This is a genomic window from Nesterenkonia sp. F, from assembly GCF_000220985.1.
Lineage (GTDB): Bacteria > Actinomycetota > Actinomycetes > Actinomycetales > Micrococcaceae > Nesterenkonia.
This window is the reverse complement of record NZ_AFRW01000055.1, coordinates 20,110-31,307: the sequence shown is the minus strand read 5'-3', so window position 1 is coordinate 31,307 and position 11,198 is coordinate 20,110. Positions and strand designations below refer to the sequence as shown.

Genomic DNA, 11,198 nt, shown 5'->3' with positions numbered 1-11,198 from the left:
GAACCGACCGACGCATACCGGCTGAGCGACGAGAAGCCGCCGATCCCGGTGTTCGCCCGCCGCACCCCGGAGCCGTCGACGTCGGCCGCGGGCCCCGGCGTCCCGGCATCCGCTGCGGGACACCCTGCCGCGGCCGCCGCAGACCGTGGCGCCGAGCAGCAGGCCGCCGGCGCCTCGGGCCGGATCGCGGCGATCAAGCAGCGCATCGCCCAGCGGCAGGACGCCCCCGACGACTGGAATGCCGCGCCCCCGCCGCCGGACCCGATGGACGGGCAGGAGCCGCCGCCGGACCACGAGCAGGCCGCCCCGGCGGGACACTCCCCCGCCGGCTCCGCCGCGACGCCCGCCGGCGGGCCTGCTCCGGTCGAAGAGGTCGAGGAGGTCGAGGAAGTCCCCAGCGACGACGACATCCCCGTCGAGGAATCCAGCGTCTTCGGTCGCAAGGCCCTGGAGCGGCTGCTGGACGCCACGCTGATCGAGGAGCGGCGCCTCGACGAGGGCCCCTGACCGGGGACGCGCCCCGGGAGCATCGCGTCGGCCGCCGCCGTCGCGCCGGGCGGCAGTAGACTGGCCGACGTCGCCCGGACCGTCTGCGCGGTCCGGCACACCGCCCGACCGCTTGCTGAGAAAGGCGCTGCCCCACCGTGTACGAGGGTGCTGTCCAAGAGCTGATCGATGAGCTGGGCCGTCTGCCCGGCATCGGGCCGAAGTCCGCCCAGCGGGTGGCCTTCCACATCCTGGAGGCCGACTCCGACGACATGAAGCGGCTGGCCGAGTCCATCGTCTCCGTGAAGGAGAAGGTGAAGTTCTGCCAGATCTGCTTCAACGTCTCCGAGGAGGACACCTGCCGCATCTGCCGCGATGCGAGCCGGGACCGCAGCGTGATCTGCGTGGTCGAGGAGTCCAAGGACGTCATGGCCATCGAACGGACCCGCTCCTTCAGCGGGCTGTACCACGTGCTCGGAGGCTCCATCAATCCGATCGCCGGCGTCGGCCCGGAGCAGCTGCACGTCCGCGAGCTGCTCAGCCGGCTCTCCGACGACGAGGTCCAGGAGGTCATCATCGCCACCGACCCGAATCTGGAGGGCGAGGCGACGGCGACCTATCTGGTGCGCATGCTCGGCTCCATCGGTGTCGACCTCACCCGTCTGGCCTCGGGACTGCCGGTCGGCGGAGACCTCGAGTACGCCGACGACGTCACCCTCGGACGAGCCTTCGAGGGGCGCCGCAGCCTGTCCTGAGGGACTCGACTACTCGCTCGTGCTCCCCTCGGTCTCCGCGGCACGGTCCTGGAGACCGTCGCGCACTCCGCGACGCACCGCCGAATAGGTCACGTAGGTCCAGACCGCGAGCGCGACGACGACGAGCGCGAGGCCGGAGAGGACGTCCATGCTGGGCAGCTCCTGAGAACGTATCGGCACTACGGGGCATGCGGCCGACCGGACGGCTGGCGACGCCGCCGCAGATCGACCCATGCAGAGAGCCTACGCGGCTCTGCAGGGTCCTCACCACGGACGGGACCTCGTCGCTCCCGCCGACGACTTCTCCGCCGTCGAGGTGGGCGCCGCAGCTTGTCCTGAGCGGCACGCCCGAGAACGTTATCCAAGCGTGATGGGCGATTCGCTCGCCGACCTCGCTCAGGCATTCCTCCCCACTTAGACGTGCCGCCAGCCGCCCGGCCTCGTGGGAGTCTGGGGAGATCCAGTTCATATCACGATCATTTTTCACGTTGCATTGTTCATCGCCTGCCAGGGGGGCGACTGCTAATCGCCGGCGGGCGAATGCAGTTTCCTTTTCCTTTATGGGTCACTACCGTGTGGTGCACCCGCGAAGCCCGGCCCTCGCACGCCGAGCTCGCGGAGCACACGCACACCAGAGGATGAGGTATCTGACGCAATGGGCATGAAGACTTCCATGGCTGTGAAGACCGGCGCGTTCAGCGCGGCGGCACTGCTCGCGCTGACTGCATGCGGCGGAGGGGACGACGGCGAGGACGGCGCAGGCTCCGAAGAGGACGTCCTCGACGTCGCCGTCTTCGGCGAGGAGCCCTACTCCTGGCTCGACGAGAACGGCGAGCCGACCGGCGCCACCATCGCCGTCGCCGAGCGGATCTTCGGCGAGGAGATGGGCTATGAGCTCGACGCTCAGAAGACGGAATGGGACAACCTCATCCCGGGCCTGAACGCCGGCAACTGGGACGTGGTCTCGGCCGGCATGTCCATCAACCCCGAGCGTTGCGAGCAGGCCGCCTTCGGCGAGCCCGAGCTGGTCTACACCACCGCCCTGCTGACCGAGGAGGGCAACCCGCTCGACGTGCACAACTTCGACGACCTGCTCGCCGCCCAGGACTCCGGCGAGGAGATCGACGTCGTCGCGCTGAGCTCCGGCGTCGAGATGGGCTGGCTCGAGGATCTCGGCGTCGAGGCCGAGGGCGTGGGCAGCGCGGAGGACGGCATCGACTTCGTCGACGGCGGCCGCGCCGACGTCTTCGCCCTGACCGCCATCTCCCTGGAGACCATGGCCGGCGACATGGAGGGCCTCGAGGTCTCCGATCCCTTCTCGCACACCGTCTCGGTGGGCGCGCACACCTTCCGTCCCGAGGACGACGAGCTGCGCGAGGAGTTCAACGAGCACCTGGCCGAGCTGAAGGAGTCCGGCGAGTACCTGGAGATCGTCAGCGAGTTCGGCTTCACCGAGGCCGAGATGCCGGACCCGGAGATGACCGCCGAGGAGCTCTGCGAGGGCGACACGGAGGCTCTGGAGGAGAAGTACCTGGACTGATCCGCACAGACCACGGCACTCCGCTGACCACGGCGGCCGGTGTTCGGAGCATCCCGAACGCTGGCCGCCGGTTGGTGCGGCGAGCACCGGGCACCTCCGACTGAAGGAGCACCACTCCCACGATGGACTGGCTCGACGAGCAGCGCGCGAACTTCGAGGCGCTGGGCAACTTCTCCGACCGCATCCTCGACGGCCTGATCACCACCGTCCAGCTGACCGTCATCTCCGGCCTCCTGGGCTTCGTCATCGCCGTCGTCCTGGGACTCATGGCCGGCAGCCGGAGCCTCTGGCTGCGCGGTCCCGCCCGGGTGCTCATCGAGTTCTTCCGCGGCATCTCGCTGCTGGTGCTGCTCTTCTGGCTGCTGTACGTGCTGCCGCTGTTCTGGATCAAGTACGACATCACGCTGCCGGCACCGCAGGACAACACCTTCGCCACCGCGACCATCGCCCTGGCGATCAACTATGGGGCCTACGGCGCCGAAGCCGTCCGATCCGCGCTCACCTCCGTTCCGCGCGGCCAGTGGGAGGCGACGACGGCGCTGTCGATGTCCTGGCCGCACAAGATGCGCCGCATCATCTTCCCGCAGGCCTGGGCCCTGATGATCCCCTCGCTGACGAACCTGTGGGTCCACCTGCTCAAGGGCAGCGCGATCGTCTCGATCGTCCCGGAGGTCAACGAGTTCACCTTCGAGCTGGACAACCTGCGCCGCCCGACCGACATCTGGTTCTCCCACGCGTTCATCGGCCTGGCCACCTACTTCGTGCTGGCGCTGATCCTCACCCTCGGCATGCAGGCGCTGGAGGCCCGGGCCAAGCACAAGCTGGGTCGAGGCCCGTCGCTGTGGGAGATCCTCTCCCCCGATCCTCGTCCGACGCCTCCTGATGCGGCCTCCGCGGCTCCTCCCCGGACGAAGGCCGCGACCACCCGTCCGCGCGCCGGGAAGGAGACCGAGTGATGACCTCGCCGACGCTCGCACAGCACGTCCTGGCGCAGGCCGAGGACCCCGGCATCGTCGACGAGACGGGCCCGATCCTCGACTGGGGCTTCGCCGCCGAGATCTTCCCCGAGATGCTCATGGCCTTCCTCAAGGTCACTCTCGTGGTCACCGTGGTGGGCACGATCATCGCCGCGGCGCTCGGACTGATCATCGCCATCATGATCATGGTCCTGCCCAGGCCGCTGGCCTGGATCGTGCGCTGGGCGGCCAACTTCATCCGCATGACGCCCATCGTCGTCCAGCTGCTCTTCCTCTTCTGGAGCTTCCTGTGGCTGGACCCGATGGTCATCGGCGTCATCGTCTTCGGCGTCCACTACGCCACCTACATGTCCGAGGTCTACCGCGCCGGCATCGAGTCGGTGCCGCAGGGCCAGTGGGAGGCGACCACGGCGCTGTCGATGAGCGCGGTGCGCACCTGGCGCCGCGTGATCATCCCGCAGGCGCTGCGCTCGACCGTCCCGGCGCTGGGCAACTACGCGATCTCGATGTTCAAGGACACCCCGTTCCTCTTCGTGATCTCGGTGCCGGAGATGGTCACCGTCGCCCAGACCATCGGTGCCCAGACCTTCCGGTACAACGAGGCCATCACGATCGCGGGTCTGATCTTCCTGGCCGCCAGCTACCCCACTGCCCTTCTGATCAGTCGATTGGAGAAGCGACTTGCCTACGCCAACTGAGCAGCCGTCGCCGACGCCCGCCGCCACAGCAGCCGCCGAGACCCCCGTCATCGAGTTCCAGGACGTGGAGAAGCGGTTCGGCGACAACGTGGTCCTCAAGGATCTCGACTTCACCGTGGGCCGCGGCGAGCGCGTCACCCTGATCGGGCCCTCCGGGTCGGGCAAGACGACCATCCTGCGTCTGGTGATGACGCTGGAGGAGCTCACCGACGGCTACATCTTCGTCGACGGTGAGCCGCTGACGCACGAGGAGCGCGACGGCCGCCGTGTGCCGGTGTCGAAGAAGCATCAGAAGAACCTGCGCACCCGCATCGGCATGGTCTTCCAGCAGTTCAACCTGTTCCCGAACATGACGGTGCTGGAGAACATCATCGAGGCCCCCATCCACGTGCTGGGCCGGTCGAAGGAGGAGGCCGTCGCCAAGGCCCACGACCTGCTCGAGCAGGTGGGCCTCTCCGACAAGGCCGACGCCCACCCGACCTCGCTCTCCGGCGGTCAGCAGCAGCGCGTGGCCATCGCCCGCGCGCTGGCCATGGACCCGGAGATCCTGCTGCTCGACGAGGTCACCTCGGCCCTGGACCCGGAGGTCGTCGGCGAGGTGCTGAACATCCTGCGCCGAGTCGCCGAGACCACCGATGTGACCATGCTGATCGTCACCCACGAGATGAGCTTCGCCCGCGACGTCTCGCACAAGGTGATGATGTTCGACGGCGGCCACGTCGTCGAGTCCGGCCCGCCGGAGAAGATCTTCTCCGAGCCCGACCATGACCGCACCAAGGCCTTCCTCGGCGCCGTGCTCCGGGACACCTGATCCCGCCACCAGACCTGCCCGGTCCCACGCCTCGGCGACTCCTGCCCGGGTGCCGGCCCTCGTGCCCGCCCGCCGCGCCGTCGTCGGCTCCGGTGATCCCGCCCCACGGCGGGCGATCCACTCTGTGAGACCGGGCACCGCGTCGTGCCCGACCCCCGGGCGCGCTCGTAGAATCATTCAAGTCCGCGACATGACCCTGTACGGGAGTGAGACAACAACCCCATGAGCCTGATCGTCCAGAAATACGGCGGTTCGTCGGTCGCCGATGCCGAGAGCATCAAACGCGTGGCCCGACGAGTCGTCGAGACCAAGCGAGCCGGCCACCAGGTGGTCGTCGTGGTCTCCGCGATGGGAGACACCACCGACGAGCTGCTCGACCTGGCGGCCGACATCGCCGACGCTCCTCCCTCCCGCGAGATGGACATCCTGCTGTCCTCGGGCGAGCGCATGTCCATGGCCCTGCTGGCCATGGCGATCCACGAGCACGGTGAGACCGCCCAGTCCTTCACCGGCTCCCAGGCCGGCATGATCACCGACACCTCGCACGGCAAGGCACGCATCATCGACGTCAGCCCGGATCGCGTCCAGGAGTCCCTGGACACCGACCACGTCGGCATCGTGGCAGGCTTCCAGGGCGTCAGCAGCGAGTCCAAGGACATCACCACCATGGGCCGCGGCGGCTCGGACACCACCGCCGTCGCCCTGGCCGCGGCGCTGAACGCCGACGCCTGCGAGATCTACACCGACGTCGACGGCGTCTTCACCGCCGACCCGCGCGTGGTGAAGTCCGCGCACAAGATCGACCAGATCTCCAGCGAGGACATGCTGGAGATGGCCGCCGCCGGGTCGAAGGTGCTGCACCTGCGCTCGGTCGAGTACGCCCGGCGCTTCGGCGTGAAGCTGCACGTGCGCTCGTCGTTCTCCCAGCACGAAGGCACCTGGGTGCTGCCCGACCCCGAAGACACCATCGCCCTCCAGGAAGGGGAACCCTTGGAACAGCCCATCATCTCCGGCGTCGCCCACGACAAGTCCGAGGCCAAGCTGACGATCACCGGCGTGCCGGACGTGCCCGGCAAGGCCGCCGACATCTTCAACCTGATCGCCCAGGCCGGCACGAACATCGACATGATCGTGCAGAACGTCTCCGACGACACCAAGACCACCAACATCTCCTTCACCCTGCCGGGGGCGGACATCGAGAAGTCGGTGCAGATCCTGACGGACAACAAGGAGCAGATCGGCTTCGAGGAGCTGGACTACGTGCCGCAGGTCGGCAAAGTCTCGCTCATCGGCGGCGGCATGCGCCACCACCCGGGCGTCTCGGCGCGATTCTTCACCGCGCTGCGCGACGCCGGGATCAACATCGGACTGATCTCCACCTCGGAGATCCGCGTCTCGGTGATCACCGACATCGAGGACCTGGACCGCGCGGTGCAGGCGATCCACACCGCCTTCGGCCTCGACGCCGACCAGGAGGCCACGGTCTACGCCGGCACCGGCCGCTGAGGCCTAGCCGGCACTGCCGGTTCACCCGGCTCCGCCCGACTCACCCGGCTCCGCCCGACTCCACCCGACTCCACCCCGCGTTGGCTCTGGAGTTCGGGCCTTAACCCCCTTCGTTTCAGAGGTGGTTAAGGCCCGAACTCCAGAGACATCGTCGTGGGTGGGGGCTGATCACCGCATCGCGGCGGCCAGCTGCTCCGCGTCCAGCGTCCGATCGGCATAGACCAGCCGGACCGCCTCCGGATCCGGATTGCCGGCGTCGGGCCCGCGGCGCTGCAGGCTGAGCCCGAGCTTCTCCGCCACGCGCGCCGAAGCGCGGTTGTGCTCGAGCAGATAGGCCACCACCGCCCGGGAGACGTCGACCTCGCCGGCGGCCTCCAGCCCGCATCTCCCGACCCAGCTCGCCAGGCCGCGCCCCTGGGCGGCGACGGCGAAGCGGTATCCCAGATTCCACAGCAGCTCGCCGCGCACTGCACAGCCGCCGTGGCCGAGCAGCATCCCGGAGCCGGCGTCGCGGACGATCCACTGCCCCAGCCCGTGCTCCTCCCAGGAGCGCCGCCAGCCGTCGAGCAGCCGGCGGGTCTGCCGGACCTCGGTGTGCCGCCCCGACGGCAGATGGGTCCAGACGCGCGGATCGCGGTAGAGCGCGTGCAGCTCGTCGAGGTCGTCCTCCGCAGGACGATGCAGCTCGGCCACGGAGGTGGGACCATGGGACGTCGGAGTCATCATGGCTCCGACTCTAGGACCCCGGACCGACGCGCGGCGCGCAGCCGCCGCGACGCACGCGGCAGAAGCCTCGCAGACACACGCAGGCGGCAGGACGAGCCCGGTCGGGACGTCCTGCCGCCTGCGCATACGGTGCGAGTAGACAAGATGAGTGTAACCCACGCCCCAGCCGAACATCAGACTCCTCCCGGATTCGCCGTGATTCCTGAACACGAGCACCGGGAGCGCGCCGCCGCGCACCAGCGCGCCGTCGCCGGCTATGCCGACGCCTTCCTGGCCCGCCGGCACGCCGGAGAGAAGCATCCGGTCGAGGACTTCCTGTTCACCTACTACTCGCACTCCCCCGGCCAGCTCTCCCGCTGGCATCCCGGCGCCGGGAACGTCCTCGAGGGCGCCGGCGCCTCGGAGGCGGCCGGCTGGAAGTTCTACACCACCGTCGACGACGGCACCGCGGCCGGCGGGGCGACCGTCGACGTCGCACGCTTCCGCACCGAGCGGGCCTCGATGATCGGCTTCGCCCGGAAGCTGCTGAGCGCGACGGCGGCCCGGCCGGCGCAGCTGGGCTGCTTCGGCCTGCACGAGTGGGCGATGGTCTACCGCTCCGAGCACCACGGACAGCGCCACGACCAGGTCCCGCTGCGGCTGGGTGCGTCCGGCACCGACGAGGTCGTCGAGGAGCAGAACATCCGCTGCACCCACTTCGACGCCTTCCGCTTCTACACGCCGTCGGCCCGGCCGCTGAACGCGCTGCAGCCCACCCGCGAGACGCAGGTGGACCTCGAGCAGCCCGGCTGCCTGCACGCGAACATGGATCTCTACAAATGGGCCTATAAGCTCGTCCCGGCGGTGAGCGCCGATCTGCTGCTGGACTGCTTCGACCTGGCCTGGCGCATCCGCGAGCTGGACATGCGTGCCTCACCCTACGATCTGGCCGACTGGGGCTACGAGCCGGTGCGCATCGAGACCCCTCAGGGCCGGGCGGAGTACGCCCGCGCGCAGAAGGGCTTCTCCGAGGAGGCCCAGCGGCTGCGCGAGCGGCTGCTGGCGGTGCTCGACGAGGTCGACGAGCTCGCCGACGCCTGAAGCCCCGCCCGGATGGGCTCAGATCATCGCCCGGGCGGCGTCGACGCAGCGCAGCGCGGCGGCGTGGTCGACCCGGGTCAGCGCGAAGGCCGAGGTCACCAGCGAGGCGCAGGCCTCGGCGTCACGGTCGAGCAGTCGGGCATCCGGCTCGCCGTCGCCCAGCCGTCCGGATCCCCCGAGCCCTCGGGCGGCCGCCAGCCCGCGGCGCATCGCTGCGCGCAGCTCCTCCCGGTAGGCGGCCACCCGCTCGGCGATCGCATCCTCACGGCCGATCGGCGCGCCGGCGGCGTTCATCAGCAGGCACCCGTGCCGCCCCGGCGCGGAGCCGGCGTCGCCCAGCGCGCCGCGCAGCCCGTCGAGATACTCGGCCAGCGCCCCGGCGTCCACCGGGTCCTGCTCCAGCGGCCGCAGCCGCGGACGGATGACCTCGGCCAGATAGCTCTCCACGCAGGCGTCGAAGAGCCCGCGCTTGCTGCCGAAGGCCTGGTAGATGCTCGAGCGCCCCAGCCCGGTGGCCCGCTCGAGCTCCGGCACCGAAGCCTGCTCATAGCCGTGCTCCCAGAACACCGACCGGGCGGCGACGACGGCCTCGTCGGTAGCGAACTCCCGCGTGCGTGCCATGGCTCCTCCGTCCCCTTGTGCGACGTCGCATCCAGAATATACTGGAACGGTCATTGCAGAAAGACTCGCCGGGCCGTCCCCGGAGCAGAAAGGCGGACACCGATGTCGTCCACGAACCCCACCACCAGCACCCAGATCCAGCTGGCCAGCCGCCCCTCCGGCTGGCCGGCCCCGGAGAACTTCCGCACCGTGGAGATCGAGCTCCCCGAGCTCGCCGAGGGCGAGGTCCGGGTGGCCAACGAGTTCATCTCCGTCGACCCCTACATGCGCGGCCGGATGAACGACGTGAAGAGCTACGTGCCGCCCTTCGCCCTCGACGAGACGATGACCGGCGGCGCCGTCGGCCGCGTCGTCGCCTCCCGCGCCGACGACCTGCCGGTGGGCACTCCGGTGCTGCACCAGCTGGGCTGGCGCGACGTCGCCCAGGCCGAGGCGAGCGCCTTCCGCGCGGTCACCGAGATCGAGGGCGCCCCGCTCTCGCTGCACCTGGGCATCCTGGGCATGACGGGGCTGACCGCCTACGTCGGACTCACCCGCATCGCCGGCCTGCAGTCCGGCGACACGGTCTTCATCTCCGGCGCCGCCGGGGCCGTGGGCTCGGCCGCCGGGCAGATCGCCCGCCTGCTGGGCGCCGAGCGCGTCGTCGGCGCGGCCGGATCGGCGGAGAAGGTCGAGCTGCTGACCTCCAAGTACGGCTTCGACGCCGCGTTCAACTACAAGGACGCCCCGGTCCGCGAGCAGCTGCCGGCCCACGTCCCCGACGGCGTCGACGTCTTCTTCGACAACGTCGGCGGCGACCACCTGGAGGCCGCGCTCGACGTGATGAACACCGGCGGCCGGCTGGCGCTGTGCGGAGCGATCGCCAGCTACAACGCCGAGGAGCCGACGCCCGGCCCGGACAACCTCAGCGCGCTGATCACCCGCAGCCTGCGCATGGAGGGCTTCACGCTCGGCGGGCACTTCGACCTCGCCGGCGAATACACCCGGCGCATGGCCGAGTGGTTCGCCGCCGGGGAGGTCGCCTATGACGAGACGGTCGTCGACGGGATCGAGCACGCCGTCGACGCCTTCCTGGGCATGATGCAGGGGCAGAACACCGGCAAGATGGTGGTCCGCACCGCCTGATCCGCCCGTCCGGACAGGATGACTCCGCGGAAGGTGTGGGAAAGGTCGTTCTTTCCCACACCTTCCGCGGAGTCATCGCAGGGGAATCATCGCAACGGGGCGACGCGCAACGGGGCGACGTCTGCCGCGAGCGGTCAGACGCGGGCGGACTCGCGCTCGAGCACCTCGCGCATCTGCGCGGCGGTGTGCCGGCCGGTGAAGATCTCCGAGCCGTTCTCGAACGCGCGGCCGGCGGCCAGCTCGCCGGCGTCGACGACGTCGAAGCCCAGGCTGTCGACGAAGCGCGACACCAGGGCCTTGGCCTCGGCGTCGTCGCTCGCCACGCCCAGCGCGCGGCGGTCCTCCGCGCCGGCGGGCTTGGCCTCGACCTCCAGCTCGCCGTAGCCGATGTGGTTCAGCGTCTTGACCAGGCGCACGTCGCCGAGGAACTCGCCGACGACCTCGGAGGTGGAGCGGGTGCCGTCGAACTCGGCGATGAAGCCGTCGACGCCGACCCAGTAGTTCATCGCGTCGACGACCACCTTGCCCTGCAGCACCGAGGTGTCGATGCTGCGGTACTTGTTCAGCGGCACGGCGACGATGACCAGGTCGGCGTCGGCGAAGTCCTGCGGATCCGCGGCCGTGGCACCGGGCACGACGACCTCGGTGAGCAGGCGATTCTCCTCGGCCGGTCGGCTGGTGGCGATCTTCACCGTGTGGCCAGCCCGCACCGCCTGGCGTCCGACGGCGGTGCCCACGCGGCCGGCCCCCAGGACCCCGACGGTCAGCTGCTCTCCGCTCATCACCTGCTCCTCCCATCGTGGATGCGGAGGGTGGCGCAACGACCCTCCGCAAGTATTCTCGATTTGAAATAACAGGGGAATCCACCGCGGC

The 11,198-nt window shown here is 69.7% G+C and carries 12 protein-coding genes and 1 pseudogene; 9 read left to right on the top strand and 4 right to left on the bottom strand.

Features of this window, described 5'->3' with window-relative positions:
* Both GU5_RS17210 and recR read left to right on the top strand, forming a co-directional pair.
* Positions 1 to 507, top strand: a pseudogene (locus tag GU5_RS17210) (hypothetical protein); the annotation flags it as partial.
* Between the two features lie 137 nt (positions 508 to 644).
* A complete protein-coding gene (gene recR, locus GU5_RS0104605) occupies positions 645 to 1,241 on the top strand; it encodes a recombination mediator RecR (RefSeq protein ID WP_010524406.1) in 597 nt (198 codons plus the stop codon).
* A gap of 9 nt (positions 1,242 to 1,250) precedes the next feature.
* Here recR and GU5_RS17205 read toward each other — a convergent pair whose 3' ends face one another.
* Entirely contained in the window at positions 1,251 to 1,391 is a 141-nt protein-coding gene (locus tag GU5_RS17205) for a hypothetical protein (RefSeq protein ID WP_158217715.1), read from the bottom strand.
* A gap of 523 nt (positions 1,392 to 1,914) precedes the next feature.
* Between GU5_RS17205 and GU5_RS0104595 the strand changes: the two genes are divergently transcribed.
* The 5 genes from GU5_RS0104595 (at position 1,915) to GU5_RS0104575 (ending at position 6,773) form a co-directional block, all read left to right on the top strand.
* Positions 1,915 to 2,781 carry a transporter substrate-binding domain-containing protein gene (locus GU5_RS0104595; protein WP_029514010.1) on the top strand — a complete coding sequence of 289 codons (867 nt, stop codon included), beginning with the start codon at positions 1,915 to 1,917 and terminating at the stop codon, positions 2,779 to 2,781.
* A 122-nt stretch (positions 2,782 to 2,903) separates the two neighbouring features.
* Positions 2,904 to 3,737, top strand: coding sequence for an amino acid ABC transporter permease (locus GU5_RS0104590; protein ID WP_010524404.1), 834 nt, complete (start codon positions 2,904 to 2,906; stop codon positions 3,735 to 3,737).
* Entirely contained in the window at positions 3,737 to 4,456 is a 720-nt protein-coding gene (gene ehuD, locus GU5_RS0104585) for an ectoine/hydroxyectoine ABC transporter permease subunit EhuD (protein ID WP_010524403.1), read from the top strand. The genes GU5_RS0104590 and ehuD overlap by 1 nt, the downstream gene beginning before the upstream one ends.
* A complete protein-coding gene (gene ehuA, locus GU5_RS0104580; RefSeq protein ID WP_139084315.1) occupies positions 4,440 to 5,267 on the top strand; it encodes an ectoine/hydroxyectoine ABC transporter ATP-binding protein EhuA in 828 nt (275 codons plus the stop codon). Before ehuD ends, ehuA begins: the two co-directional genes overlap by 17 nt.
* A gap of 222 nt (positions 5,268 to 5,489) precedes the next feature.
* Positions 5,490 to 6,773, top strand: a complete 1,284-nt coding sequence (locus tag GU5_RS0104575; RefSeq protein ID WP_010524401.1) for an aspartate kinase — start codon at positions 5,490 to 5,492, stop codon at positions 6,771 to 6,773.
* Positions 6,774 to 6,941: 168 nt separating this feature from the next.
* Here GU5_RS0104575 and GU5_RS0104570 read toward each other — a convergent pair whose 3' ends face one another.
* Complete coding sequence (locus GU5_RS0104570) at positions 6,942 to 7,499, bottom strand: GNAT family N-acetyltransferase (RefSeq protein WP_010524400.1); 558 nt, start codon at positions 7,497 to 7,499, stop codon at positions 6,942 to 6,944.
* 144 nt (positions 7,500 to 7,643) lie between these two features.
* Here GU5_RS0104570 and GU5_RS0104565 point away from each other — a divergent pair, with 144 nt between their 5' ends.
* Entirely contained in the window at positions 7,644 to 8,579 is a 936-nt protein-coding gene (locus GU5_RS0104565; protein ID WP_050806593.1) for a hypothetical protein, read from the top strand.
* Positions 8,580 to 8,597: 18 nt separating this feature from the next.
* Here GU5_RS0104565 and GU5_RS0104560 read toward each other — a convergent pair whose 3' ends face one another.
* Positions 8,598 to 9,200 (bottom strand): TetR/AcrR family transcriptional regulator, encoded by a 603-nt coding sequence (locus GU5_RS0104560; RefSeq protein WP_010524398.1) that lies wholly within the window; start codon positions 9,198 to 9,200, stop codon positions 8,598 to 8,600.
* 102 nt (positions 9,201 to 9,302) lie between these two features.
* Here GU5_RS0104560 and GU5_RS0104555 point away from each other — a divergent pair, with 102 nt between their 5' ends.
* Entirely contained in the window at positions 9,303 to 10,325 is a 1,023-nt protein-coding gene (locus GU5_RS0104555; protein WP_010524397.1) for an NADP-dependent oxidoreductase, read from the top strand.
* A gap of 134 nt (positions 10,326 to 10,459) precedes the next feature.
* Here the strand turns inward: GU5_RS0104555 and GU5_RS0104550 are convergent, their stop codons facing one another.
* Positions 10,460 to 11,107 carry an NADPH-dependent F420 reductase gene (locus GU5_RS0104550; RefSeq protein WP_010524396.1) on the bottom strand — a complete coding sequence of 216 codons (648 nt, stop codon included), beginning with the start codon at positions 11,105 to 11,107 and terminating at the stop codon, positions 10,460 to 10,462.
* Positions 11,108 to 11,198: the final 91 nt, after the last annotated feature.

Coding starts and splice junctions, on each gene's coding strand:
- GU5_RS0104590 (WP_010524404.1), top strand. CDS start 2,904: ATGGACTGGCTCGACGAGCAGCGCGCGAACTTCGAGGCGCTGGGCAAC.
- GU5_RS0104575 (WP_010524401.1), top strand. CDS start 5,490: ATGAGCCTGATCGTCCAGAAATACGGCGGTTCGTCGGTCGCCGATGCC.
- GU5_RS0104550 (WP_010524396.1), bottom strand. CDS start 11,107: ATGAGCGGAGAGCAGCTGACCGTCGGGGTCCTGGGGGCCGGCCGCGTG.
- ehuD (WP_010524403.1), top strand. CDS start 3,737: ATGACCTCGCCGACGCTCGCACAGCACGTCCTGGCGCAGGCCGAGGAC.
- GU5_RS0104570 (WP_010524400.1), bottom strand. CDS start 7,499: ATGATGACTCCGACGTCCCATGGTCCCACCTCCGTGGCCGAGCTGCAT.
- GU5_RS0104555 (WP_010524397.1), top strand. CDS start 9,303: ATGTCGTCCACGAACCCCACCACCAGCACCCAGATCCAGCTGGCCAGC.
- GU5_RS0104560 (WP_010524398.1), bottom strand. CDS start 9,200: ATGGCACGCACGCGGGAGTTCGCTACCGACGAGGCCGTCGTCGCCGCC.
- GU5_RS0104595 (WP_029514010.1), top strand. CDS start 1,915: ATGGCTGTGAAGACCGGCGCGTTCAGCGCGGCGGCACTGCTCGCGCTG.
- GU5_RS0104565 (WP_050806593.1), top strand. CDS start 7,644: ATGAGTGTAACCCACGCCCCAGCCGAACATCAGACTCCTCCCGGATTC.
- GU5_RS17205 (WP_158217715.1), bottom strand. CDS start 1,391: ATGGACGTCCTCTCCGGCCTCGCGCTCGTCGTCGTCGCGCTCGCGGTC.